The sequence below is a fragment of the Herbaspirillum sp. genome (assembly GCF_017744395.1).
In the GTDB taxonomy this organism is placed as follows: domain Bacteria; phylum Pseudomonadota; class Gammaproteobacteria; order Burkholderiales; family Burkholderiaceae_D; genus Herbaspirillum.
This window is the reverse complement of record NZ_JAGIBI010000001.1, coordinates 690298-714577: the sequence shown is the minus strand read 5'-3', so window position 1 is coordinate 714577 and position 24280 is coordinate 690298. Positions and strand designations below refer to the sequence as shown.

The following is a 24280-nucleotide window of genomic DNA, read 5'->3' as shown; positions in this document are numbered from 1 at the left end:
GCTAGCCGCCGGCCCCGCCGCATGGCAAGGGGAATCCATGTTGCAGGGCGTCAGCCGGCGCTTTTGCCGTCGTGGCCGGGCAGGATGGTGGGTGTGGCGCGCGGCAGCGTGCGCGGGTAGTCCTGGCTGAAATGCAGACCGCGGCTTTCCTTGCGGGTGAGGGCGCTGGCCACGATCAGCTGGGCCACGTCGACCAGGTTGCGCAGTTCCAGCAAATCGCGCGTGATGCGGAAGTTGGCGTAGTACTCGTCGATTTCTTCCTTGAGCAGGCGGATGCGATGCTGGGCGCGCTCCAGGCGCTTGTCGGTGCGCACGATACTAACGTAGTTCCACATGAAGCGGCGCAGCTCGTCCCAGTTGTGGGCGATCACCACTTCCTCGTCGGCATCGGTGACGCGGCTTTCATCCCACTGCGGCACCGCGATGGCATCGTGCGTGCCGGCCGCCAGTTCCCGTTCGATATCGCCGGCCGCCGCGCGGCCCAGCACCAGGCATTCCAGCAGCGAATTGCTGGCCAGCCGGTTGGCGCCGTGCAGGCCGGTATAGGCGGTTTCGCCGACGGCGTACAGGCCCGGCATATCGGTGCGGCCGGCCATGTCGGTGACCACGCCGCCGCAGGTATAGTGCGCGGCCGGCACCACCGGGATCGGCTGTCTGGTGATGTCGATGCCGAACTCCAGGCAGCGCGCCATGATGGTCGGGAAATGTTCGCGGATGAATTCGGGGCTCTGGTGGCTGATGTCGAGGTCGACATGGTCCAGGCCGCGCTTTTTCATCTCGAAGTCGATCGCGCGCGCCACGATGTCGCGCGGTGCCAGTTCGGCGCGTTCATCGTGCTCCGGCATGAAGCGCATGCCCGCCGCCGCGCCGGCCGACTGCGGCAGCTTGAGCAGCGCGCCTTCGCCGCGCAGCGCCTCGCTGATCAGGAAGGATTTGGCGTAGGGATGGTACAGGCAGGTCGGATGGAACTGGATGAACTCCATGTTGGCCACCCGGCAGCCGGCGCGCCAGGCCATGGCGATGCCGTCGCCGGTGGCCGAATCCGGATTGGATGTGTACAGGTAGACCTTGCCCGCGCCGCCGGTGGCCAGCACCGTGTGGCGTGCGGCAATGGAGAGTACGCGCTCGGAACGCGTGTCTTGCACGTACACGCCCAGGCAACGCGGCTCGGCCTTGGCATCGAGCTTGCGGGCATGGATCAGGTCGATCGCGCAATGGTGCTCCAGCAGCGTGATGTTGGGATGGGTGCGCACGCGCTGTTCCAGCGTCACCTGCACCGCATGCCCGGTGGCGTCGGCCGCGTGGATGATGCGGCGCTGGCTGTGGCCGCCTTCGCGGGTCAGGTGATAGCCCAGCTCGGCACTGTCGTCGCGGGTGAAGGGCACGCCTTGCTCTATCAGCCATTCGATGGCTTCGCGGCCGTGCTCGACGATGAAGCGCGTGGCGCCCTCGTCGCACAGGCCGGCGCCGGCCACCAGGGTATCGGCGATGTGCTGGCCGTGGCTGTCGCCGGAATCGAGCACGGCGGCGATGCCGCCCTGGGCCCAGTTGCTGGCGCCGTCGAGCAGTTCGCCCTTGGAAACGACGACGACCCGGTGTTTTTCGGCGAGGTGGAGCGCAACGGAGAGACCGGCCAGACCGCTGCCGATAATGGCGACATCGAACTTCATGATCGTGGGCAACACTGCTGTTGTAGTGGTGGAGGTGGGCAGTGATTATAACCACCGTTGCGGGGGAAACTGTTTAGGGCGTTTTTATGATGCGCGATTCCACCTCCGTCGTCTCATAGAAGCTGGCCGGATTCGGCTGATGCGCGGATTTTATGAAATCTGCCGCAAATTCCCCATTGATCGATATCCAATGCAGCGGCATCGCAGTAGTGTCTGGCACAGGCAAGAATATCCTTGAAATGGTATATCATGTCCAGCAATCAGGAACGCCAACTTGTGTGGCTTGGCAGCAGTAAAAAGGATCTGTTGGCGCTGCCGGTTCCGGTGCGCAAGTTCTTCGGGCATGCGCTGGATGTTGCCCAGCACGGCGGACAACATGCCGCGGCCAAGGCGCTCAGGGGTTTTGGCGGCGCAGGTGTGCTGGAAGTGGTGGAAGACGATGTGGATGGCACGTACCGCGCCGTTTATACGGTGCGTTTCGCTGAAGCGGTATTCGTGCTGCACGACTTCCAGAAGAAAGCAAACGTGGCATCGCCACACCGCAAGCGGACATGGAAATCATCAGAAAACGGTTGCGGGTGGCGGCAATCGTCGCACAGGAGTCAGGAAATGAAGAAGCGCGTCATTGAAGGCATCGAGGTCGAATCCAGTTCGGGCAACGTATTTGCCGATCTGGCGTTGCCTGATGCCGACAAGCTCAAGATCAAGTCCGGATTGACCATCGAGATCGCCAAGGCAATCCGCAAGCAGGGATTGACCCAGGCGGAAGCCGCGCAACGCATGGGCCTGACGCAACCCAAGGTGTCAGCGCTCCTGCATGGGGAATTTTCGAATTTCTCCGAACGCAAGCTAATGGATTGCCTGACCCGTCTGGGTTACGACATTGAAATTCGCGTCCATGCTTCCAGTTCAGGTGTCGGACACCTGATGCTCATCCCGGCCTGAGCAATGTAAGAACCTGTTCCCCAAAAAAAACGGGCCCCGACTTGCATCGGAGCCCGGCTTCGGGCATTGCCTGTGAAGCGTGCTTACTCAGGAATCACCGGCTTGACCTTGGCCGCCGCCTGCTTGGCGCGGATGCGGGCCGATTCGATGTTTTCGCCGGAGGCCAGCGCCACGCCCATGCGGCGGCGCTGGAAGGATTCCGGCTTGCCGAACAGGCGGATGTCGGCCCCAGGGATGCGCAGGGCCTCGGCTACGCCCTCGAAGGCGATGCCGCGTGCCTCGTGCTGGCCGTAGATCACGGCGGAAGCGCCCGGCGAGCGCAGCGCGGTATTGACCGGCAGGCCGAGGATGGCCTTGGCGTGCAGTTCGAATTCGCTCTGCACCTGGCTGACCATGGTGACCATGCCGGTGTCGTGCGGGCGCGGGCTGACTTCGGAGAACCACACCATGTCGCCCTTGACGAACAGTTCCACGCCGAACAGGCCCAGCCCGCCGAGGTTTTCGGTGACTTTGCGGGCGATGTCGCGGGCCTTGTCCAGCGCCGCCGGCGGCATCGGATGCGGCTGCCAGGATTCGACGTAGTCGCCCTTGACCTGCAGGTGGCCGATCGGGTCGCAGAAGCTGGTGACGGTGTCGCCGTTTTCGTTGAGCGAGCGCACGGTCAGCAGGGTGATTTCATAATCGAAGTCGATGAAGCCTTCCACGATCACGCGGCCGGCATCGACGCGGCCGCCGGCGGCGGCGTAGTCCCAGGCGGCCTTGACTTCATCGGGACCGTCGATCTTGGACTGGCCCTTGCCGGAGGAGGACATCACCGGCTTGATCACGCACGGGAAGCCGATCTGCTGCACTGCTGCCTGAAGTTCTTCCAGGCTGTCGGCGAAGCGGTAGGGGGAGGTGGCCAGGCCCAGGGTCTCGCCGGCCAGGCGGCGGATGCCTTCGCGGTTCATGGTCAGCCAGGCGGCGCGGGCGGTCGGGATGACGCGCGCCTTGCCGGCTTCTTCCAGCTTGACCAGGGTCTCGGTGGCGATCGCCTCGATTTCCGGCACCACCAGATCCGGCTGTTCCTTTTCGATCAGCGCGGCCAGCGCGGCGCCGTCGGTCATGTTGATCACATGGGCGCGGTGCGCGACCTGGTGGCCGGGGGCGTTCTCATAGCGGTCCACGGCGATCACTTCCACGCCCAGGCGCTGCAGCGCGATGATGACTTCCTTGCCGAGCTCGCCGGAGCCGAGCAGCATGACTTTGGTAGCCGATGGGGAAAGCGGGGTGCCGAGTCGGATTGGTTTTTTCATAACTGGGGAGTGAAGGATCAGCAGGGCGCTGATGCGGTATGAGAAATAAAATAACCGGCGGACGATACCAAATCTTGCACCGTTTGGACAGCCGGAATGTCCGCAGTTGCATGTGGCGGGAATGAGGGATGGTGATGGAAAATTTCCCTTTGGGAAATTATAGCCCGCGGCAGCTGGAGTGCCTCTTCCGAACTTCTATCTACCTGCAGGCAACAGAGTCCAAATTTCCCTAAATCTGTCTAAGTTGGAAGGTGCCATCGGTAAGGCCAGTTATTTGCGGCTATCGAAACCCAGCCAGCCATCCAAATTATTTTTCATCCAGACGCAAATCAAGCATCGCTCCCGAAAGCGATTTGCCATGCGCATCCAGGGCCAGCGAGCGGGTCACGCCGCCGCCCAGCGCCTTGTGCATGACGAAGTTGAGCGCGCCCAGATGCGGCAGCGCATGGCGCACCACTTCACCGTGCACGACACCGGCGAAATGCCGCCGCACGCGCTCGGCCGTAAGCTCGCGCTCAAGCAGGGCATAGTCTTCCTGGCGATAGGCGATCACCGAGATGTTGGAAATGTCGCCTTTGTCGCCGGCACGGGAATGGGCGATGTCACGCAGCAGCATGTCAGATCTCCTCGAAATGAACGGATGCGCTTGCCAGCTCGCGCGGCAGCAGCATGGATAGCACGGCGATGACCTCGCGCGCCGCCTTGGTGGCGCCGCCGCCGCCGGCCGGGCCGTTGGTGTAGAGTGTCTCGACTTCATTGCCGATGCGCACGGCTTCCTTCATGCTGGCGGTGCGGCCGGCAACGCGGGCACGCACTTCGAACGGTTCGGCTGCCGCGGATGACATACCGCTGCCGCAGATGGCGTTGACGCCGATCAGGTCGAAGCGCAATTCCTCGGCTTGCAGGCCGGTCAGCGCCAGGCGTTCGCGCACGATGTCCAGCGCCAGTTGCGCGCGCGCCTGGGCGCCCGGTCCGGCGTAGGAAATCTGGCCTTCGCCGATGAAGCTGTCGCGGTAGCCCAGCGTGGTCTTAAGCGTGGCGGTGCGGGGGCGGCCGTGGCCGCCGCTGACGGCGACCCGGTCCGGGCCGATTTCCTCGATGCGCGCCTGCGAGAAGTCGGCCACCACATCCGGCGTGAAGTAGCTCTGCGGGTCGTGGATTTCGTAGAGCAGTTGTTCCTTGCAGGTTTGCGCCGTCACCTGGCCGCCTGAGCCGGCCACCTTGGTGATGACCGCGCTGCCGTCGGCGCTGACTTCGCCGATAGGAAAGCCCAGCCGCGCCAGGCCGGCGACATCCTTCTTGCCCGGATCGGCGAAGTAGCCGCCGGTGATCTGGCCGGCGCATTCCAGCAGATGGCCTACCAGCGTGCCCTGGCCCAGCTTGTCCCAGTCGTCCGCGGCCCAGCCGAATTCATGCACCAGCGGCGCCAGCACCAGCGCCGGGTCGGCCACGCGGCCGGTGACCACGACATCGGCGCCGCCCGCGAGCGCTTCGACGATGGGGGCAATGCCGAGATAGGCATTGGCTGAAATCAAGCGGTCGCCGAGGGAGGCCACCTGCAAGCCGTTGTCTTCGATAGTGAAGCTGCCTTGCCGCAGCACATCCAGCACATCGTCGCCGCTGACGGCGGCGATCTTGAGCCGCTTCAGGCCGATCTCTTGCGCGATTTCCCGGATGCGGCGCGCGGCGGCTCGCGGATTGGCCGCGCCCATGTTGGTGATGATGCGGATGCCGCGCTCGGCGCAGGTTTTCAGCACCGCATGCATGCGCTCGTCCAGCAGCGGGTCGTAACCCTTGGCCGGATCGGCCAGGCGCGCTTGCTGGCCGATGGCGATGGTGCGTTCGGCCAGGCATTCGAACACCAGGTAGTCGATATCGCCTTGTTCGGCCAGTTCGGCCGCCGGTTCGATGCGGTCGCCCGAGTAGCCGGCGCCGGCGCCGATGCGCACCGTGCGCCGGGAGGGATCTGTTGTGCGGTTCATGCTGCTATCCAATCATGGCAAGGCGGGCCGCGCGTCAGAACAGCGGGAACAGCCCGAGTACGACGCAGGCGATGGTCATGATGACCGACGCGCCGAACAGGAAGGGAATGGTGTACTTCTGGTGGTCTGCCAGTTCGATGCCGGCCAGGCCGCAGACCAGGAAAGTGGCCGGCGTCAACGGGCTGACCGGGAAGCCGGTGGTCATCTGGCCCAGCAGCGCGGCCTGCGCCACCTGGATGGTCGGCACGCCCAGCATGTGGCTGACTTCCGCGATCACCGGCAGCACCCCGAAGTAGAACGAATCGGGATCGAACAGCAGCGACAGCGGCATCGACAGGATGCCCAGCGCCACCGGGATATGTCCGGCCATCTCGGGCGGCACGAAACCAACGGCGGTCTTGGCCATGGCGCCGAGCATGCCGGATTTGGTCATGATGCCGGTGAACACGCCGGCGGCGAACAGGATGCTGGCCATCAGCAGCGCGGCCTTGGCGTGCGCGTCGATGCGCTCGCGCTGCATGTTGACGTCGCGGTAGTTGATCATCAGCGCGGCCACCACGCCGATCATGAACATCACCACCGGATCGACCTTGCCGCTGATCATCACGCCCAGCACGAACACGGTCAGGGCGATGTTGAGCCAGAAATTTTGCGGGCGGCGGATCTTCTTCTGCGCATCGGTCAGCTCATGCTGCTGCACGAAATCCACGGCCGCGCCTTTGCCCAGGCCCAGGCGGCGTTCTTCCTTCAGGCCCAGCAGGTAGGAAGCGATGAACACGAACGCCAGGCCGGCCAACTGGATCGGGATGAGCGGCGTGAAGATGTCGGACACCGGGATATGCAGCGCGGCTGAAGCGCGGATCATCGGGCCGGTCCACGGCAGGAAGTTGACGCCGGCCGCCATCGAAGCCACGCAGGCCAGGATGCGCTTGTCGATGCCAAGGCGGTCGTACAGCGGCAGCATGGCCGGGATGGTGATCAGGAAGGTCACCGCGCCGGAGCCGTCCAGGTGGATCAGCAGCGCCAGCAGCGCGGTGCCGGGCACGATGCGGGAAGGACGGCTGCCGACGGTCCTGAGGATGCGGCTGATGATGGGATCGAGCATGCCGGCATCGGTGACGATGCCGAAGAACAGGATGGCGAACACGAACATGCCCGCCACCGGCGCGATCGAGGTCACGCCGGCGACGATGAACTTGGACGTCTGCAAGCCGAAACCGCCTACCAGGGCGGCGACGATGGGGATGGCGATCAGCGCCACCAGCGGCGACATCTTCTTGGTGAGGATGGCCGTGAACAACAGGACGATCGTGACAAAGCCGAGCAGGGCGAGCATGCGTGTCTCCAGGATTTTTAGGGATTTTTTCTTATTCGATTTTCCGCTGCGGCCCGGCTTGGTTTTTCTGTGCCGTGTTGACGCAAGGGGAAGGCATGGCGAGTGTAGGTTTTTGGCAATTTTGTTGTAAAGTTGATTTTTTCGATTGATTAATCTGTTTTTCAGATCAATCAACCTATCCCTCGTCCACCATGCAAACCAACATCTCGACCCGCTTGCTGCAGGCCTTCCTGGCCTTGGCCGATTGCCGCCATTTCGGCCATGCGGCCGAGCGCTGCCACGTTTCGCAATCGGCCTTCAGCGTGATGATCCAGAAGCTGGAGGCAGCCGCCGGCGCGCGCCTGTTCGAACGCGATACGCGCAACGTGACGCTGACGCCGGAAGGCGAATTGTTCGTCGAAGTGGCGCGCCAGCTGGTAGCCGACATCGAGTCGGCGTTTTCCAACATGAGCGACTATGTGGCGCGCCGCAAGGGCCGGGTTGCCATCGCCGCGCTGCCTTCGCTGGCCGCCGGCTGGCTGCCGCCGCTGCTGGCCGAGTACCGGCGGCGCTACCCGGGCGTGGCGCTGGAATTGTTCGATGCCATATCGGACCATTGCCTCGACCTGCTGCGCCAGGGCAAGGTGGATATCGCGCTGGCCGCGCCGGGGCCCAACTTGCTGGAATTCGATACCCGGCCGCTGTGTTCCGACCCGTTCTATCTGGTGTGCCGGCGCGATCACAAGCTGGCCGGAAAACGGCGCATCAAGGTCTCCCAGCTGGCCGGCTGCGAACTGATCCACCTGGCGCGCTCGACCAGCGTGCGCCAGCACCTGGACGCGCTGTTGCATCCCGGCGGCGTCATCAACACCGGTTTGGAAGTGGAACACCTGGCTACCGTGGCGGGACTGATCGAAAGCGGGCTGGGGGTGAGCGTGGTGCCGGAGCTGACGCTGTTCCAGTTTCGCCTGCCCAACCTGGTGGCGATTCCGCTGGACGCGCCGGAACTGGTGCGGCCGCTGCTGATCGTCACGCCCAAGGAACGCAGCCTATCGATCGCGGCGCAGGGTTTGCTGGAATTGCTGGAAGAGAAGGCCGCTGCCTGAGCAGGCGGCAAGGGCGGGTTCGCCCATTGAAAAGGGCCGGGCGGATATCCGGTTCCGCCCGGCCCAGCTTTGAAGGAAGTTTGCTGCGCGAGCCGCCATGCAAGGCGGCCCGGATTACACCGTTCAGTCGACGGCGTAGATGTTGTTGTGGACGGTTTCCTTGACGAACAGCAGGCCGATCACGAAGGTCACCAGGGCGATGACGATCGGATACCACAGGCCGTAGTAGATGTCGCCCTTGAAGGCCACCAGCGCGAACGAGGTGGTCGGCAGCAGGCCGCCGAACCAGCCGTTGCCGATGTGGTAAGGCATCGACATCGAGGTGTAGCGGATGCGGGTCGGGAACATTTCCACCAGGGCGGCGGCGATCGGGCCGTAGACCATGGTCACGTACAGCACCAGGATGAACAGCAGCAAGAGGACCATCGGCTTGTTCATCTGGTCCGGATCGGCCTTGGTCGGGTAGCCGGCGGCCTTGATGTCGTCAGCCAGTTCCTTGGACAGGGCCTTGTCCTTCTCTGCGGCTTCTTCCTTGGACAGGCCGGCGGCATTGTACGAAGTGATGATCTTGTCGCCGATCTTGACGGTCGCCACCGAGCCCGGTGCGCCGACCGCGTTCTCGTAGTTCACCGAAGCGGCCGACAGCTTGGCCTTGACGATGTCGCACGAGGAGGTGAACTTCTTGGTGCCGGTCGGGTTGAACTGGAACTGGCAGCTGGCCGGATCGGCGGTCACGACCACCGGTGCCTTTTGCAGCGCGGCTTCCAGCGCCGGGTTGGCGAAGTGGGTCAGGCCGCTGAAGATCGGGAAGTAGGTCACCGCGGCGATCAGGCAGCCGCCCAGGATGATGGGCTTGCGGCCGATCTTGTCCGACAGCGAGCCGAAGAAGATGAAGAACGGGGTGGCCAGCAGCAGGGCCAGCGCGATCAGGATGTTGGCGGTGGCGCCGTCGACCTTGAGCGACTGGGTCAGGAAGAACAGCGCGTAGAACTGGCCGGTATACCACACCACGGCCTGGCCGGCGGTCAGGCCGATCAGGGCCAGGATCACCAGCTTCAGGTTCTTCCACTGGCCGAAGGCTTCAGTCAGCGGCGCCTTGGAGGTCTTGCCTTCCGACTTCATCTTCAGGAACGCCGGGGATTCATTCATCGACAGGCGGATCCACACCGAAATGGCCAGCAGCAGGATCGAGACCAGGAACGGAATGCGCCAGCCCCATTCGGCGAAAGCGGCTTCGCCCACCGAGGTGCGCACGCCCAGGATCACCAGCAGCGACAGGAACAGGCCCAGGGTCGCGGTGGTCTGGATCCAGGCGGTGAAGGCGCCGCGGCGGCCTTCCGGCGCGTGTTCGGCCACGTAGGTGGCTGCGCCGCCGTATTCGCCGCCCAGCGCCAAACCTTGCAGGATGCGCAGGGCGATCAGGATGATCGGCGCGGTAATGCCGATCGAGTTGTAGTTGGGCAGGATGCCGACGATGAAGGTCGACGCGCCCATGATCAGGATGGTCACCAGGAAGGTGTATTTGCGTCCGACCAGGTCGCCCAGGCGGCCGAACACCAGCGCGCCGAACGGGCGCACGATGAAGCCCGCTGCGAACGCCAGCAGCGCGAAGATGAACGCGGTGTTGGGGTCGGTGCCGGCGAAGAACTGCTTGGCGATGATGGCCGCCAGCGAACCGTACAGGTAAAAGTCATACCATTCGAAAACGGTGCCGAGCGAGGATGCGAAAATGACCTTGCGCTCCTCAGGTGTGATGCCGCGCGCAGTCGTGCTGACTGATGCTGTCGTCATGCTGGTCTCCTAGTTTTAATTGGGTTGGTTGATGCATGGCCGAATGGGGCGTTATGCAAGAACGCAGCGGAGATGCCATGCATGAAGTTGCGACACCATCCCCGTTTCAACCCGTCGACGACTTCGCCCCGGCGATGGTCGTCAACGGATTCCTACACAAACTGCGATATTGGTTCCGCATTGCTTGCGTAATGGCCCACTTGTCCACGCGCCGAGTGTGCGACCAAAAACTTACGCAGGACTTGCTTGAAACTTACACAGGCTTACAGGGAAAAACGGCCGGAATATGTTCGCAGTGCAGCAAAAAATTAGCGTTGCCAAGCACCCTTCGGGCCGTTTTTTGTTTGCAGTGCAGCGAATGGCGTGCGCGGCACATCAGGGCAGGCGGATCGCCTTTTCAAGAAAATCGACGAAGACCCTTACCTTGGCTGACAGGTTCAGGCGCTCGGGGTAGACCGCATAGATATCGGCCGGCGGCAGTTCCCAGTCGGGCAGCACGCGGCGCAGGCGACCGCTGCCGATATGTTCCTGCACATCCCATTGCGAACGCAGCAGCAGGCCGTGGCCGTCCAGAGCCCATTGCAGCGTGGCTTCGCCGTCGTTGCTGCTCATCGCGCCATGCACCTTTACCGTCTGGTGGCGCTTGCCTTTGCTGAAGTGCCAGGTGCCGTAGGCGGTGTCGTTCTCGCGCAGCACGATGCAGCGGTGCCCGCGCAGGCCGTCCGGCGATGCGGGCACGCCGTGCGCATCGAGGTAGGCGGGCGCGGCGCACAGCAGGCGACGGTTGGCGGCCAGCCGCCGCGCCACCAGCCGCGAGTCGGGCGGTTCGCCGAAGCGGATGCCGACGTCGAAGGCGGACTCGGCCAGGTTCAGCGGCCGGTCGGTCAGGTCCAGCTGCACGTCCACTTCCGGGCAGCACTGCCGGAATGCCGACAAGGCCGGCGCGATATGGCGGCGGCCGAAGCCGAAGGTGGCGTTCACCTTCAGCAGCCCGCGCGGCACATCGCGGCTGCTCGATACCATGCGCTCCAGCTCCTGCACGTCTTCCAGCAACTTCGAACCGGTGGCGAGATACAGCTCGCCCTCCTGCGTCATGGCCAGCCGCCGCGTGGTGCGGTTGAGCAGGCGCACGCCCAGCCGCTTTTCCAGCGCCGCCAGGCGCGCGCTGACGGCCGGCGGCGTCACGCCGAGGTCGCGCGCCAGCGCCGACAGGCTGCCGTAGCGCACCAGCCGGGTGAAGAATTCGAGGTCGCTGATCGGATCCATTATTGTTAAGTTAAATTTAAAAATAGCTTAAATGAGTATGTATTATGCACATTGATCGGTGAAGTTACACTGGTTTCCGTCAGATGAAGCGATGTATCCATCGCATGACACATCAGGAGGAGACCGTGGGAAAAACGCTTTACCGGAAGATCGTGGACAGCCACACGGTATTCCGCGTCGATGCGCAGCACGTCGCGCTGTACGCCGACCTGCACATCATGAACGAGTACACCAGCCCGCAGGCGTTCGCCGGGTTGGCCGAGAAGAACCTGCCGGTGCGCTGCCCCGAAAAGCAGATGGGCATCGTCGACCATGTGATCCCGACGCATCCGGTGGCGCGCGACCGCCGGACTATCGTGATCGACGCCGCCGCCCGGCAGGCCACCAATTTCACCCGCAACTGCCGCCAGCACGGCATCTACCTATTCGACGTGAACGACCGCGAGCAGGGCATCGAACACGTGGTGGCGCCCGAGATCGGCCTGATCCGGCCCGGCATGGTGGTGCTGTGCGGCGACAGCCATACCACTACCTACGGCGCCTTGGGCGCGCTGGGCTTCGGCATCGGCACTTCCGAAGTGGAGCATGTGCTGGCGACGCAGACGCTGGTCTACCGCGTTGCGCAGGACATGCGCATCTGCGTCAACGGCAATCTGGGCGGCGGCGTCACCGCCAAGGACCTGGTGCTGCACATCATCGCGCGCATCGGCGCGCAGGGCGCGCGCGGCTATGCGGTGGAGTATTGCGGCAGCGCCATCGAAGCGCTGTCGGCCGAGGCCCGCATGACCTTGTGCAACATGACGGTGGAAGCCGGCGCGCGTGGCGCGCTGATCGCGCCCGACGAGGTCAGCGTGCGCTACGTGGCCGAACGCATCCGCGACATGCCGCCCGGGGATATCTCGACCGCGATGGCGCAATGGCGCGCGCTGAAATCCGATGCTGACGCTGTATTCGACACCGAACATCGCTTCGATGCCGATGCCGTCGCGCCTTATGTCACCTGGGGCACCAGTCCCGACCAGGCGATCCCGATCGGCGGCCGGATTCCGGCGCTGCCGCCGCATCCGGTGGAACAGGCCAATGCCGCCAAGGCGCTCGGCTACATGGGGCTGGAGGCGGGCGGCGCACTGGATGGGCTGGCGGTCGACCACGTCTTCATCGGTTCCTGCACCAATGCGCGCATCGAGGACCTGCGCGAGGTGGCGGCCGTGGTGAGCGGGCGCCGCGTGGCGCCGGGCGTGCGCGCCATGGTGGTGCCGGGTTCCGGCCGGGTGCGCGAACAGGCCGAGCGGGAAGGGCTGGCCGATGCCCTGATCGCCGCCGGTTTCGAGTGGCGCCAGCCGGGCTGTTCGATGTGCCTGGCGATGAACGACGATGTGCTCCAGCCGGGCCAGCGCTGCGCCTCCACCACCAACCGCAATTTCGAGGGACGCCAGGGACGTGGCGCCCGTACCCACCTGATGAGTCCGGCGATGGCCGCGGCTGCCGCCCTGGCCGGCCGCATCGTCGACGTGCGCAAGGAGTTCGCCCATGAGCCGGCGTGACACCGTGGCCGGCATCGCCGCGCCGCTTCCCATCGACAACCTCGACACCGACCAGATCATGCCCAAGCAATTCTTGCTGGGCATCGACAAGAGCGGCCTGGCGCGCGGCGTGCTGTACGACCTGCGCATGGACGGCGAGGGCCGTCCGCGGCCGGAGTTCGTGCTGAACCGGCCGCAGTACCAGGGCGCCCGCATCCTGGTGGCCGGCGCCAACTTCGGCTGCGGCTCCAGCCGCGAGCATGCGGTCTGGGGGCTGATGCAGGCCGGCATCGAGGCAGTGATCGCACCCAGCTTCGGCGAGATCTTCTACTTCAACGCGCAGAACAACAGGCTGCTGCTGGTGACGCTGGATGCGGCCTCGGTGGCGGCGCTGGCCGCGACTGTCGGCAATCCCGATTGCAGCAATGTGGCGATCGACGTGCAGCGCCAGCGCGTGGTGGCCGCCGACGGCGCCGAATATGCCTTCGAGCTGCCGCCGCGCCAGAAGCGCATGTTCACCGAAGGCCTGGACATGATCGGCATGACGCTGGCCGACGCCGGCGCCATTGCCGAATTCGAACGGAAGCACCGAGCGCAGAGCCCGTGGATGCAGCTCGATTTGCCGGTCCAGCAGGCAGCGTTCGCCGTCGATTGATGCCCGTCGGGGCCGAAAACCAATACCTACAATCCAACAGGAGACAAACATGGAAAGTCCAAGCATCCCGCAGGACGCGCCGGCGCTCGGCCGTCGTTTCGCACTCGCACAATTCCGCATCGGCGGCATGCCATTGCCGATGTTCGCAGCAGTCACGCTGGTGACCGTGCTGGCGCTCGCCAGCGGGCGCCTGCCCAACGACATGATCGGCGGTTTTGCCGTGCTGATGCTGTCCGGGCTGTTGCTGTCGGAAATCGGCAAGCGCATTCCCTTGCTCAACAACATCGGCGGCCCGGCCATCCTGTGCCTGTTCGTGCCGTCGGCGCTGATCGGCTTCAAGCTGATGGACCCGGCCGCGCTCAAGACCATCACCGTCACGATGAAGACGGCCAACCTGCAATACCTCTACATCGCCTGCCTGGTGGCCGGCAGCATCCTCGGCATGAACCGCAAGATCCTGATCCAGGGCTTCCTGAAGATGTTCGTGCCCTTGCTGGTGGGTACCGCCGCAGCGGTGGCGGCGGGCATCCTAGCCGGCCTGGCGTTCGGCTACGACCCCAGGCACACCTTCTTCTTCATCGTCGTTCCCATCCTCGGCGGCGGCATCGGCGAAGGCGTGCTGCCGTTGTCGATCGGTTATTCGCACATCCTGGGTACGCCGCAGGGCGACCTGATCGCCTCGCTGGTGCCGGCGGCGCTGGTGGGCAATGTGGTGGCGATCCTGTCGGCCGGCCTGCTCAAGCGCTTCGGCGAGAAATATCCCCACCACAGCGGCGACGGCATGCTGGTGCGCACCGGTGAAGACCAGGCGCTGCTGCGCGAGAAGAAGGACGATGCGCCGCTTGACCTGCGCCTGATGGGAGCAGGGCTGCTGCTGGCCTGCACGCTGTTCATCCTGGGCGAGCTGATGGCGCCGTTGACCGGCATTCCCGGGCCGGTGCTGATGATCGTGGCGGCGGCGCTGCTGAAGGTGGTGCGGACCATTCCCGAGAGCATGGAGACCGGTGCGTACCAGATGTACAAGTTCATGTCGACCAACCTGACCTTCGCCATCCTGGTTGGACTGGGGACGCTGTTCGTCTCGTGGGACAAGCTGGTGGCGGCATTCACGCCGGCCTATTTCGTCATCTGCGCGGCCATTGTGCTGGCCATGGTGGCGGCCGGGTTCTTCGTCGGCGCCTGGCTCAGGATGTATCCGGTGGAGTCGGCCATCATCACGGCCTGCCATAGCGGCCTGGGTGGCACCGGCGACGTGGCCATCCTGTCGTCGTCCAACCGCATGGGGCTGATGCCGTTCGCACAGATTTCCACGCGCATCGGCGGGGCAGCGATGGTGGTGTTCGCCACGGTGTTGATGAAGCTGTTTTATTGATTGTCATTGCGCATGCAGGAACAAGAACGGCGCCCGTGGGCGCCGTTCTTCATGACAGGTGTGCGCTGTTCAGGCCAAGGCCGTGACCGGCGCAGGCGCGGCGGCGGGCGTGCCGGCGGGCAGCTCGTCGCCGGCCAGCAGCGCCTTGACCACGCGTTCGCCCAGCCCCAGGCCGACGCTCATGCCGATGCCGGTATGCATCAGCACGGCCGTGGTCTTGTCGTCGATCGGCAGCGCCGAGAACGGCCCCGGCCCCTTGCTGCCGTACACGCCTTGCCAGCGTTCCAGCACCTGCACGCGGGTAGCCAGCGTATGTTCGGCCAGGCCGATCATCAGTTGGTCGATCTCTTCGCTGTTGAACGGCGGCGAGTCTGTGCCGTAGTAATGTGAATCGCCGACGATCAGCTCCTGGTACGGCGTCGGGCTGACCAGCAGGTGGATGCCGTGCTTGTTGAGCAGCGGCGCGGTGGCGTCGATCTCGGCATGCACCGCGCGCGCGGTGGGCAGGTCGGCGAAGGCGCCGTAGTGGGTGCAGGACAGGCCGGTCAGCACCGCATGCGTCAGCGGCAACGCGTCCTGGGCCTTCACGCGCAGCATCTGCAGGCGGCATTGTTTCAGGTTCATCGCCTGCAGCTTGTCGGCGAACAGGGTCTGGTAGTCGTGGCCGGAGCACACCACCACGCGTTCGGCGCGGAATTCGCCCGCGGTGGTCGACAGGCGGCCGTCGCCGGCGCCATGCACCAGCGTGTTGAAACGGAAATGCACGCCCTGCGAATGCAGGTAGGCCACCAGGGCCGGCATCGCTTCGCGGGAATAGAGCTGCAAGTCTTCGGTGCCGTGCAGCACCGCCAGGTGGTGGCGGAAGCGGCCGTTGTAGAGGGCGTTGAGCTTGTCGCCTTGCAGCAGCGAGGCGCGGTATTCGTATTGGCGCGCGCGCACGATCATGAATTCCTGCAGTACGTCGCGTTCGGCCTCGGTGCGGGCGAACAGCAGGGTGCCGGCTTCACGCGCGCTGAAGTTGGCGCGGGCGGCAAGGTGCAGCCACAGTGCACGGCTTTCGCGAGCCAGGTCCAGCATGATGCCGGGCGGCTGGCCGGTGACCAGGCCCATGCCGAAATTGCGGATCGAAGCACCCAGCGGGGTGCCGGTACGTTCGAACACGGCCACGCGCAGGCCGCGCTTGACGGCGGCGTAGGCATGCGCCAGGCCGAGGATGCCGGAGCCGACCACGGCCAGGTCGAAGTGGTGGGGACCGGTGTTGTTCATGCGTGCTCCATCTGATTGCGTTTGCTTCGATTGCTTTTGCGGCCTGCGCCACGGTGTGGCACAGGCCGGTACTGCCTTACGTATTTACGTATTGCGGCGCAGGCTTATTGCTTCTTTTCGGCCTTGCTTTCGTAGCGCTTGCTCCACTCGGTCAGGATGCGGTCGCGGTTGGTGCTGGCCCAGGTGAAGTCGTTCTTGACCAGGCGCTTCTCGTAGTCGGACGGCAGCAGTTCGTCCGGCTTGGCGATGCCGGGCATGGCGACCACGGCGAAGTTTTTTTCATACAGGGCCATGGCTTCCTTGCTGGCCGAGAAGTCGGCCAGTTTCTTGGCGGCTTCCAGGTTCTTGGTGCCCTTGACGATGGCGGTGGCTTCGATGTCCCAGCCCAGGCCTTCGGACGGCAGGATCACGTCGATCGGTGCGCCTTCCTTCTTGGTCTTCACGGCGCGGTATTCAAACGCGATGCCGATCGGGAACTCGCCGGTGGCGGCCTGCTTGCAAGGCTTGGAGCCGGAGTGGGTGTACTGGCCGATGTTCTTGTGCAGGGCGTCCATGTAGGCCCAGCCCTTGTCCTCGCCCATCATCTGCAGCCAGGCGGAGACGTCCAGGTAGCCGGTGCCGGAAGATGCCGGGTGCGGCATCACGATCTTGCCGGCGTAGACCGGCTTGGTCAGGTCGGCCCAGGATGTCGGCTTGGGCAGGCCCAGCTTCTGCGCTTCCACGGTGTTGAAGCAGATCGCCGAGGCCCACACGTCCATGCCGACCCAGGCCGGCGGGTTGGCGGCGCTGCGGTACTTGGCTTCGATGTTGGACAGGGGCTTGGGCGCGTACGGGGTCAGCATGCCTTCCTTGTCCAGCATGGCCAGGCTGGTGGCGGCCAGGCCCCAGATCACGTCGGCCTGCGGGTTGGCCTTTTCGGCCAGCAGCTTGGCGGTGACGATGCCGGTGGAGTCGCGCACCCACTTGATCTCGATGTCCGGGTTGGCCTTCTGGAAGGCGGCCTGGTAAGCCTTGATCTGGTCCGCTTCGAGGGCGGTGTAGACCGTCAGCGTGGTGGCGGCGTGCGCCGAGAACAGCATGCCGGCGCCGATGACCGATGCGAGCAGTTTGAACAGCGTGGTTTTTTTCATGATGGCCTTTGGATGGGCTGGGTTGAAAGAGCGTTTGAGGAACGCCGGATGGAAAAATCGGGTCAGTGGCCGCGCCCGCGTCGCCAGGCCTGGGCGCGGGAGATCCAGCGGCTGCCGGCGGCGTGCATCAGCAGCGAGGCGGCAGCCGAGGTCAGCAGGATCAGCGTCGACATCGCCGCGGCCGGGCCGACGTCGCCGGCATCGTCCATGTTGAGCACGGCGACCGAGGCCAACACCGTATCGGGGCGGTACAGGAAGATCACCGCCGAGACGGTCGTCATCGACGACACGAACAGGTAGCGGAAGATTTCCAGCAGCGCCGGCAGGCACAGCGGCACGGTGACGCGCACGAAGGTCTTGAGCAGCGGCACCTTCAGCGACAGCGAGGCGGCTTCGAATTCGGGATCGAGTTGCTTCAGGGCGGTGACGGCGGTGAGGTGCGCGGTGGTGTAGAAGTGCGCCACCGAACACAGCACCAGCAACGCCATCGTGCCGTACAGGAAGTTGAACGGATTGGCCGGATGGTTGAAGAACAGCAGGCTGCCCAGGCCCAGCACCAGGCCGGGCACCGCCATCGGCAGGAAGCACAGGAACCGCAGCACGGGACCGAGCACGGCCGGGCCGCGTGTCTTTTCCATCAGCCAGGCGCCGGTGAAGATGACGAGGGTGCCGATGACGCTGGTGCCGCAGGCCAGCTTGAGGCTGTTCCAGTAGGCCAGCCAGCCGCCGCCGTCCATGTTGTCGAAGTCGTAGTGCCGCAGGGTGAGTTGAAGGTTGTACGGCCACAGCTTGACCAGCGAGGCGCCGATGGCGACGGCAATGACGATCAGGATGGCGGCGGCCAGCAGCGTCACCGCGGCCAGGTTGGCGCCATCGCGGCGCCAGTCGGGGCGCGGTACGTAGGGTTCGGAGCGGCTGCTCATCTGGGCCCGCTGGCGGCGCTGCAGCCAGGCGTCGACCGCGAAGGTCAGTACCGCCGGCACCAGCAGCAACAGGCCGATCAGCGCGCCGCGGCCGAATTGCTGCTGGCCGACCACCGCCTTGTAGGCTTCCACCGCCAGCACGCTGTAGGCGCCGCCGACGATCTTGGGCACGCCGAAGTCGGTGATGGTGAGCGTAAACACCAGGCAGAAGGCGCCGAAGATGCCGTAGCGCGTAGCCGGCAGCGTGACGCTTTTGAATGTGCGCCAGCGCGACGACCCCATGGCGGCGGCCGCATCGTACAGGCGGCCGTCGGCTTGCGACAGGGCCGAGAGCAGGATCATCAGCGCATGCGGGAAGGTATAGAACACCTCGCCCAGTAGGATGCCCCAGAAGCCGTAGATGCTGCCGCCCATCATCTCCTTGAACAGCCCCTGGTTGCCGAACAGGTAGATCAGCGCGATGCCCGGCAGCAGCGAGGGCGCCAGCAGCGGCAACAGGCCGATGCCGCGCCACACCGGCTTGAACGGAATGCAGGTGCGCTGCAGGGCATAGGCGAAGGCATAGGCCAGCGGCACCGTCACCAGCGCGGTGACCAGCGACACCCACAGGCTGCGCCCCAGCATGGGCAGGAAATTGATGTTGGAGAACAGCGTGGCGAACGGTTGCAAGCCGGCCCAGCTTCCTTCGGGCGTGAGCACCGCCTGCGTCAGGATGAATGCCAGCGGGCCGGCCAGGCCCAGCAGCAGGGCGGCCAGCAGCAGCCATTTGAGGCCGGTGGTGAGCAATTGGCTGCGGTCGATATGTTGCGCCGGTCGCTGCAGCGGCCTGGCGCCGCTATCGGACATGACGGGAGCGGCGGAGGGCATGGCGGTGCTGTTGCTCATCAGACGAACACCTGCAGCGATTGGCGCGGCAGCGCGATCCAGATGCCTTCGCCGCCGTGCATGGCGGCCAGGCGCTCATGCTCTTCATCCATGACGTCGGCCACCAGCGTCTGGCCCGGCAGGGCGTCGGCCGCCAGGGCGATGCGATAGCGGTTGCCGAGGTAGATGCGGTCGACCACGCGCGCCTGGAAGCGGTTGGCGGCTTGTTCGCCGGGGAACAGGTCGATCGCCTCGGGCCGGCAGAACAGGCGGCCGCTGGACAATTCCTCTTCCTCCGGCCGGATTTCCAGCTGCAGCGAGCCGACGGCAACTTGCGAACCGGAAATGCGGGTGAACGGCAGCCAGTTGGACTGGCCGATGAAGTCGGCCACGAAGGGCGAGGCCGGGCGGCGGTAGATTTCGCCGGGCGTGCCGAACTGCTCGATGCGGCCGCGGTTCATGACGGCGATGCGGTCTGCCATCACCATCGCCTCTTCCTGGTCGTGCGTGACCATCAGGGTGGTGATGCGGAATTCCTTCTGCAGGCGGCGGATTTCCAGTTGCAGGTGTTCGCGCACCTGGGCGTCCAGCGCCGATAGCGGCTCGTCGAGCAGCAGCAGCGAAGGCGAGGGCGCCAGCGCGCGCGCCAGGGCCACGCGTTGCTGCTGGCCGCCGGAGAGCTGGCTGGGATATTTGCGCTCGCTGCCGGCCAGGCCGACCATGGCCAGCATCTCGGCCACGCGTGCCTGCTTTTGCTGGCGCGACAGCTTGCGCGCGGTGTTCAGGCCGTAGGCGACGTTGTCTTCCACGCTGAGGTTGGGAAACAGCGCGTACGATTGGAACAGGATGCCGTAATCGCGCGCCTGCGGCGGCAGCAGCGAGATGTCGCGCCCGCCGGCCTGCAGGTTGCCGGCGTCCTGGCGTTCCAGCCCGGCGATGGTGCGCAGCAGGGTGGTCTTGCCGCAGCCGGAGGGACCCAGCAGGCAGACCATCTCGCCCTGCCTGACTTCGAGCGAAACGCGATCCAGCGCGGTGAAGGCGCCGAAGCGCTTTTCAATGTCGCGCACCGACAGGAAAGTCTCGCTGCCGTCGGCAGGAGGCAGGTTGCCGGCATGGTGCCGGGAGGCGTTCGGAAGCTCGGAAGAAATCTGCATCATCTATTTGGCTGGTCTGGCTGGTGGCGCCGCTGCAATGGTTTGTTATGCTTGCCGGAATTCAGCGCTGTAGCGCGTTTGCGGGAAGTTGCCGGTCTCGAGGCAAGCGGATGTTACGGGCCAAATATGACTGCTGGATGACAGCTCCCCCTGTGATAGCGGGGTAATATCCGACCTATAGATTGAAGTTATGGATGAGGCAGCTTGCAGCCGAGGATGGAATGGCGGCGCTGAAATGTTGTCGAAATTCCGTTGCCTGGATGGCCAGGGAAGCTGGCTTGCGTGCAGGCAAGAATGTACGAAAAGCCAGAGGAAGCAGGCGGGCCGTCATCGGCGATATGCCGGGAGAATGAACATGGATCAGACAAGCAAATGGAGATATCGCGGGCCATCCCGGCTGGCGCTGGCCGGGATCGGCGCGGCGGCATGGCTGGCGGCTTGCTCCGGGCCGGAAAGCACGCAGCAGCGCGACGAATCGGCCAAGTCCGCCATCGAACAGGGCCGGGCCGCGACCTCGACAGCCACCACCGTCGAGGGCTACAAGCAGGACCTGGCCAGGCGCATCTCGCAGGTGAATTTCGCCAGTGTCTATGCCGAGCGCCCGCAAGCCTTGCTGAGGTCGGTGATCGTGCTCAAGTATGTGGTTGACCGCGACGGCAACCTGGTCAGGAGCGAGATCCTGCGCAGCAACCGCGACAGGCAGGCCGAGGCCAGCGCGCTGGGCAGCCTGAAAAACACGGCGCCTTTCCCCAAGCCGCCGGAAGCGCTGCTGCGGCAAGGCCGCATCGAATTGTCGGAAAGTTGGCTGTTCAACAACGACGGGCGCTTCCAGCTGCGCAGCGTGGCGCTGGCGCAGATGGGCGAATGAGGCGGAAGCAAGGGTGTTCCCAAGGATTGGCATGTGTATAATGTCGCGCGTGCACGACTGAGTGCGTGCGCCTGAGCGGTTACCGCTCCGCCGGATCAGGGCGAACGTGAGTTCGCCTTTTTTATTACCCGATCCGGGTGGCAGGTGCGCACTTTCATTGACGGATCGTTTATTGATTGGCTATTCATGTTTGAATTCATTCGTACCCACCAGCGCCTGATGCAGTTCCTGCTGCTGCTGTTCATTTTCCCGTCGTTCGCCTTCTTCGGCCTGGAGGGCTACAGCCGCCTGACCGATGACAGCGGCGTGGCCAAGGTGGCCGGCCAGACCATCACCAAGGAAGAGTGGGATGCCGCGCATCGCCAGCAGTTGGAGCGCATGCGCCAGGCGTATGGCAATCAGTTCGATTCCAAGCTGTTCGATACCCCCGAGGCGCGCCGCGCCATCCTCGACAACCTGATCGCGCAACGCGCGCTGGGCGCCGAAGTGGTGGCCAGCAAGCTGGTGGTGCCCGACCAGGCGCTGCAGCAGAGCATCCTGCAGATCCCGGGCCTGACCAAGCCGGACGGCAGCTTCGACAACGAGCAATATCGTGTGCTGCTGGCGGCCCAGGGCATGACCCCGAAGGGCTATGAGGCCAGCCTGCGCCGCGAGATGGCGCTGCAGCAGCTGAACGCGGCGATCCAGACCACCGCTTTCGCGCCCAAGACCGTGGCCGACAACCTGTCGAACCTGAACGACCAGGAGCGCACGGTGCAGATGCTCAACTTCAAGCCGGACGCCTACGCCGCCCAGGTCAAGATGACCGATGACATGCTCAAGGCCTACTACGACAAGAACGGCAAGCGTTTCGAGACGCCGGAGCAGGCCGGCATCGAATACGTGGTGCTGGACGCCGCCGCGGTGGCCGCGCAATCGCAGGTCACCGACGACGACATCAAGTCCTACTACCAGCAGAACCAGAAGCAGTATTCGACCGAAGAGCAGCGCCGCGCCAGCCATATCCTGATCGCGGTCAAGAAGGATGCGCCGGCCGCCGACAAGGCTGCGGCCAAGGCCAAGGCCGAAGGCCTGGTCGCCCAGTTGCGCAAGAATCCGGGCGAGTTCGCCAAGCTGGCCAAGGCCGATTCGCAAGATCCGGGCTCGGCCGCCAACGGCGGCGACCTGGGCTTCTTCGGCCGCGGCGCGATGGTCAAGCCGTTCGAAGATGCCGCGTTCGGCCTGAAGCAGGGCGAGATCAGCGACCCGGTGGAATCGGACTTCGGCTACCACGTGATCGAAGTCACCGGCATCAAGCCGGCCGCGGTCAAGCCGCTGGAAGCCGTCAAGGACGAGATCGCCGGCGAGATCAAGAAGCAGATCGCCGCCAAGAAGTATTCCGAGATGGCCGACCAGTTCAACAACCTGGTCTATGAAAACGGCGACAGCCTCAAGGCGGTGGCGGACAAGCTGAAACTGAAGATCCAGACCGCTACCGGTGTCGCCCGTACGCCCAACCCGGCCGCAGGCGCCGCGCCGTACAACAACGGCAAGTTCCTGGCGGCGCTGTTCACCGACGACGTGATCAAGGCCAAGCACAATTCCGAGACCGTCCAGGTCGCGCCCAACACGCTGGTGGCCGGACGCATCACCGAGTACAAGCCGGTAGCCATGCGCGCATTCGACGAGGTCAAGGCCGATGTCCAGAAGGCCGTGCTGCAGCAGGAAGAGCAGGCGCTGGCCACCAAGGCCGGCCAGGCCCGCCTGGCGCAACTGCAGGCCAAGGACGACGGCGCCGGCTTCAGCGACGCCAAGGTGGTGTCGCGCGTCAAGGCCGAGGGCTGGACCCAGGAGGCATTCAATGCCGTCATGAAGGTCGACACCGCCAAGCTGCCGGCTTACGCGGGCGTCGAAACGCCGGGCCTGGGCTACCAGATCTTCCGCGTGACCAAGGTCGAACAGCCCAAGGTGGTGGACACGGCGCGCCGCAAGGCCGAGCAGGAGCAGATCGCCAGCGCGCTGTCGCAGCAGGAAGCGCTGGCCTACCTCGGCTACCTGCGCGAGAAGGCCAAGACCAAGCTGCTCAAGGGAGCGGCCTCGGTCAGCGCCGACGATTCCGCCAAATAATGTATCTTTGCCGCCCTGAGGGGCGGCAAAGATGCATGGGTGCGACAATTTGGTAAAAAATTTATAAAGGCCGCTTTTCCAGCGGCCTTTTTTGTTTCATCATGGAGGCGGCGCAGCATGTCGGGAAATGCGTGAGGGAAGGGCACGAAGAGGGGGGATTAGCGGCAATTCACCGTTTTTCAGTACACGGGAATTCCGTGTCGCTTCCGGCGCGCCGCCATCTTCTTGTCATCCCGATTGCCGCTTGCGTCGTTGCAGCATTAGCCATTGAATAGTCGACCATCGCTTTCCATGCCAGCTCCAGTCCTGATCATCCAAACCGGCGATCCCAACCAAACCCTCAAAAGCAGCTACGGCAGCTACGCGCAGCAGATCCGCCACGCCGCCGGACTGGCCGACCATGACACCGAAATCGTGACCGTCTACGAAGGCCAGGCGCTGCGCTCGCCCTGTTCGTACCGCGCGGTCTTCATCACCGGCTCGCCCGCCATGGTGACCGACAAGGAAGACTGGAGCGAGCGCACCGCCGAATGGCTGCGCGATGCTGCGCAGGAAGAGACGCCGATGTTCGGCATCTGCTACGGCCACCAGTTGCTGACCTACGCCTTCGGCGGCGAAGTCGGCTACAACCCGGCCGGCCGCGCGGCCGGCACCATGCATGTGCAAACCTACGACTGCTGCCGCAAGGATGCCTTGCTGGGCGAGTTGCCGGCCAGCTTTCCGGCGCACATGCTGCACATGCAGTCGGTGCTGCGCCCGCCCAGCGAGGCGATCGTGATGGCGCGTTCGCCGATGGATCCGCACCACATGCTCAAGCATGCCGAGAACATCTATTCGACCCAGTTCCACCCGGAATTCTCGCCGGCCTTCGTGCGGGCCCATTTGAACTATTACGCCGAGGTGTATCGCGGTTGCGGCATCGATGCCGCGGCGCTGTGCGAAAAGGTCAGCGAAACGCCGCAATCGACCGGCTTGCTGCGCCGGTTCCTGGATTTGTACGCGCGCCACTGAGCACTGCGGCGCATCGCCGGAAGCAAATGCAACCCTTG

Annotated in this window: 19 protein-coding genes and 1 pseudogene; 9 read left to right on the top strand and 11 right to left on the bottom strand. The window is 64.6% G+C overall.

Annotated features, from left to right (window positions below; translation table 11 throughout):
- Positions 1 to 50: 50 nt before the first annotated feature.
- Positions 51 to 1670: an L-aspartate oxidase gene (gene nadB, locus J7548_RS03230; RefSeq protein ID WP_290970228.1), complete on the bottom strand. Its 1620-nt coding sequence runs from the start codon at positions 1668 to 1670 to the stop codon at positions 51 to 53.
- A gap of 249 nt (positions 1671 to 1919) precedes the next feature.
- Between nadB and J7548_RS03225 the strand changes: the two are divergent.
- Both J7548_RS03225 and J7548_RS03220 read left to right on the top strand, forming a co-directional pair.
- A pseudogene (locus J7548_RS03225) lies at positions 1920 to 2299 on the top strand (type II toxin-antitoxin system RelE/ParE family toxin).
- Complete coding sequence (locus J7548_RS03220; protein WP_290970226.1) at positions 2280 to 2615, top strand: helix-turn-helix transcriptional regulator; 336 nt, start codon at positions 2280 to 2282, stop codon at positions 2613 to 2615. Before J7548_RS03225 ends, J7548_RS03220 begins: the two are co-directional and overlap by 20 nt.
- 83 nt (positions 2616 to 2698) lie before the next feature.
- On the opposite strand, the gene purT is transcribed toward J7548_RS03220, so the two are convergent.
- The 4 genes from purT to J7548_RS03200 all read right to left on the bottom strand — a co-directional run bounded on the left by purT (position 2699) and on the right by J7548_RS03200 (position 7228).
- Positions 2699 to 3910, bottom strand: a complete 1212-nt coding sequence (gene purT, locus J7548_RS03215) for a formate-dependent phosphoribosylglycinamide formyltransferase (protein WP_290970225.1) — start codon at positions 3908 to 3910, stop codon at positions 2699 to 2701.
- A 307-nt stretch (positions 3911 to 4217) separates the two neighbouring features.
- Positions 4218 to 4526, bottom strand: coding sequence for a hypothetical protein (locus tag J7548_RS03210; protein WP_290970223.1), 309 nt, complete (start codon positions 4524 to 4526; stop codon positions 4218 to 4220).
- Between the two features lies 1 nt (position 4527).
- Positions 4528 to 5892 carry an acyclic terpene utilization AtuA family protein gene (locus J7548_RS03205; protein ID WP_290970221.1) on the bottom strand — a complete coding sequence of 455 codons (1365 nt, stop codon included), beginning with the start codon at positions 5890 to 5892 and terminating at the stop codon, positions 4528 to 4530.
- Between the two features lie 34 nt (positions 5893 to 5926).
- Positions 5927 to 7228 carry a citrate:proton symporter gene (locus J7548_RS03200; RefSeq protein WP_290970218.1) on the bottom strand — a complete coding sequence of 434 codons (1302 nt, stop codon included), beginning with the start codon at positions 7226 to 7228 and terminating at the stop codon, positions 5927 to 5929.
- A 191-nt stretch (positions 7229 to 7419) separates the two neighbouring features.
- Here J7548_RS03200 and J7548_RS03195 point away from each other — a divergent pair, with 191 nt between their 5' ends.
- Positions 7420 to 8313, top strand: coding sequence for a LysR family transcriptional regulator (locus tag J7548_RS03195; RefSeq protein ID WP_290970215.1), 894 nt, complete (start codon positions 7420 to 7422; stop codon positions 8311 to 8313).
- A gap of 123 nt (positions 8314 to 8436) precedes the next feature.
- Here J7548_RS03195 and J7548_RS03190 read toward each other — a convergent pair whose 3' ends face one another.
- Positions 8437 to 10104: an MFS transporter gene (locus tag J7548_RS03190; RefSeq protein WP_290970213.1), complete on the bottom strand. Its 1668-nt coding sequence runs from the start codon at positions 10102 to 10104 to the stop codon at positions 8437 to 8439.
- Between the two features lie 375 nt (positions 10105 to 10479).
- Complete coding sequence (locus tag J7548_RS03185) at positions 10480 to 11370, bottom strand: LysR family transcriptional regulator (protein WP_290970210.1); 891 nt, start codon at positions 11368 to 11370, stop codon at positions 10480 to 10482.
- A gap of 125 nt (positions 11371 to 11495) precedes the next feature.
- Between J7548_RS03185 and leuC the strand changes: the two genes are divergently transcribed.
- The 3 genes from leuC to J7548_RS03170 are packed head-to-tail and all read left to right on the top strand — an operon-like array spanning position 11496 to position 14920.
- Positions 11496 to 12914 (top strand): 3-isopropylmalate dehydratase large subunit, encoded by a 1419-nt coding sequence (leuC, locus tag J7548_RS03180; protein WP_290970207.1) that lies wholly within the window; start codon positions 11496 to 11498, stop codon positions 12912 to 12914.
- The gene (leuD, locus tag J7548_RS03175; RefSeq protein WP_290970204.1) at positions 12901 to 13548 is read left to right on the top strand and encodes a 3-isopropylmalate dehydratase small subunit; all 648 of its coding nucleotides are present in this window, start codon (positions 12901 to 12903) and stop codon (positions 13546 to 13548) included. The genes leuC and leuD overlap by 14 nt, the downstream gene beginning before the upstream one ends.
- 49 nt (positions 13549 to 13597) lie before the next feature.
- A complete protein-coding gene (locus tag J7548_RS03170; protein ID WP_290970201.1) occupies positions 13598 to 14920 on the top strand; it encodes a 2-hydroxycarboxylate transporter family protein in 1323 nt (440 codons plus the stop codon).
- A gap of 69 nt (positions 14921 to 14989) precedes the next feature.
- Here the strand turns inward: J7548_RS03170 and J7548_RS03165 are convergent, their stop codons facing one another.
- From J7548_RS03165 to J7548_RS03150, 4 genes are all read right to left on the bottom strand, one after another.
- A complete protein-coding gene (locus tag J7548_RS03165) occupies positions 14990 to 16186 on the bottom strand; it encodes a TIGR03364 family FAD-dependent oxidoreductase (RefSeq protein ID WP_290970198.1) in 1197 nt (398 codons plus the stop codon).
- 104 nt (positions 16187 to 16290) lie between these two features.
- Positions 16291 to 17316 carry a putative 2-aminoethylphosphonate ABC transporter substrate-binding protein gene (locus J7548_RS03160; protein ID WP_290970195.1) on the bottom strand — a complete coding sequence of 342 codons (1026 nt, stop codon included), beginning with the start codon at positions 17314 to 17316 and terminating at the stop codon, positions 16291 to 16293.
- Positions 17317 to 17378: 62 nt separating this feature from the next.
- Positions 17379 to 19124: a putative 2-aminoethylphosphonate ABC transporter permease subunit gene (locus J7548_RS03155; RefSeq protein WP_290970192.1), complete on the bottom strand. Its 1746-nt coding sequence runs from the start codon at positions 19122 to 19124 to the stop codon at positions 17379 to 17381.
- Positions 19124 to 20260: a putative 2-aminoethylphosphonate ABC transporter ATP-binding protein gene (locus J7548_RS03150; protein ID WP_290970189.1), complete on the bottom strand. Its 1137-nt coding sequence runs from the start codon at positions 20258 to 20260 to the stop codon at positions 19124 to 19126. The genes J7548_RS03155 and J7548_RS03150 overlap by 1 nt, the downstream gene beginning before the upstream one ends.
- A gap of 352 nt (positions 20261 to 20612) precedes the next feature.
- Between J7548_RS03150 and J7548_RS03145 the strand changes: the two genes are divergently transcribed.
- The 3 genes from J7548_RS03145 to J7548_RS03135 all read left to right on the top strand — a co-directional run bounded on the left by J7548_RS03145 (position 20613) and on the right by J7548_RS03135 (position 24242).
- Entirely contained in the window at positions 20613 to 21125 is a 513-nt protein-coding gene (locus J7548_RS03145) for a TonB family protein (protein ID WP_290970187.1), read from the top strand.
- 186 nt (positions 21126 to 21311) lie between these two features.
- A complete protein-coding gene (locus J7548_RS03140) occupies positions 21312 to 23231 on the top strand; it encodes a SurA N-terminal domain-containing protein (RefSeq protein WP_290970184.1) in 1920 nt (639 codons plus the stop codon).
- 291 nt (positions 23232 to 23522) lie between these two features.
- Positions 23523 to 24242 carry a glutamine amidotransferase gene (locus J7548_RS03135; RefSeq protein ID WP_290970181.1) on the top strand — a complete coding sequence of 240 codons (720 nt, stop codon included), beginning with the start codon at positions 23523 to 23525 and terminating at the stop codon, positions 24240 to 24242.
- Positions 24243 to 24280: the final 38 nt, after the last annotated feature.

What these genes read in the sequence shown, in the direction of transcription:
- nadB (WP_290970228.1), bottom strand. Translation starts at nt 1,670, where the DNA reads ATGAAGTTCGATGTCGCCATTATCGGCAGCGGTCTGGCCGGTCTCTCC.
- J7548_RS03220 (WP_290970226.1), top strand. Translation starts at nt 2,280, where the DNA reads ATGAAGAAGCGCGTCATTGAAGGCATCGAGGTCGAATCCAGTTCGGGC.
- purT (WP_290970225.1), bottom strand. Translation starts at nt 3,910, where the DNA reads ATGAAAAAACCAATCCGACTCGGCACCCCGCTTTCCCCATCGGCTACC.
- J7548_RS03210 (WP_290970223.1), bottom strand. Translation starts at nt 4,526, where the DNA reads ATGCTGCTGCGTGACATCGCCCATTCCCGTGCCGGCGACAAAGGCGAC.
- J7548_RS03205 (WP_290970221.1), bottom strand. Translation starts at nt 5,892, where the DNA reads ATGAACCGCACAACAGATCCCTCCCGGCGCACGGTGCGCATCGGCGCC.
- J7548_RS03200 (WP_290970218.1), bottom strand. Translation starts at nt 7,228, where the DNA reads ATGCTCGCCCTGCTCGGCTTTGTCACGATCGTCCTGTTGTTCACGGCC.
- J7548_RS03195 (WP_290970215.1), top strand. Translation starts at nt 7,420, where the DNA reads ATGCAAACCAACATCTCGACCCGCTTGCTGCAGGCCTTCCTGGCCTTG.
- J7548_RS03190 (WP_290970213.1), bottom strand. Translation starts at nt 10,104, where the DNA reads ATGACGACAGCATCAGTCAGCACGACTGCGCGCGGCATCACACCTGAG.
- J7548_RS03185 (WP_290970210.1), bottom strand. Translation starts at nt 11,370, where the DNA reads ATGGATCCGATCAGCGACCTCGAATTCTTCACCCGGCTGGTGCGCTAC.
- leuD (WP_290970204.1), top strand. Translation starts at nt 12,901, where the DNA reads ATGAGCCGGCGTGACACCGTGGCCGGCATCGCCGCGCCGCTTCCCATC.
- J7548_RS03170 (WP_290970201.1), top strand. Translation starts at nt 13,598, where the DNA reads ATGGAAAGTCCAAGCATCCCGCAGGACGCGCCGGCGCTCGGCCGTCGT.
- J7548_RS03165 (WP_290970198.1), bottom strand. Translation starts at nt 16,186, where the DNA reads ATGAACAACACCGGTCCCCACCACTTCGACCTGGCCGTGGTCGGCTCC.
- J7548_RS03160 (WP_290970195.1), bottom strand. Translation starts at nt 17,316, where the DNA reads ATGAAAAAAACCACGCTGTTCAAACTGCTCGCATCGGTCATCGGCGCC.
- J7548_RS03155 (WP_290970192.1), bottom strand. Translation starts at nt 19,124, where the DNA reads ATGAGCAACAGCACCGCCATGCCCTCCGCCGCTCCCGTCATGTCCGAT.
- J7548_RS03150 (WP_290970189.1), bottom strand. Translation starts at nt 20,260, where the DNA reads ATGATGCAGATTTCTTCCGAGCTTCCGAACGCCTCCCGGCACCATGCC.
- J7548_RS03145 (WP_290970187.1), top strand. Translation starts at nt 20,613, where the DNA reads ATGGATCAGACAAGCAAATGGAGATATCGCGGGCCATCCCGGCTGGCG.
- J7548_RS03140 (WP_290970184.1), top strand. Translation starts at nt 21,312, where the DNA reads ATGTTTGAATTCATTCGTACCCACCAGCGCCTGATGCAGTTCCTGCTG.
- J7548_RS03135 (WP_290970181.1), top strand. Translation starts at nt 23,523, where the DNA reads ATGCCAGCTCCAGTCCTGATCATCCAAACCGGCGATCCCAACCAAACC.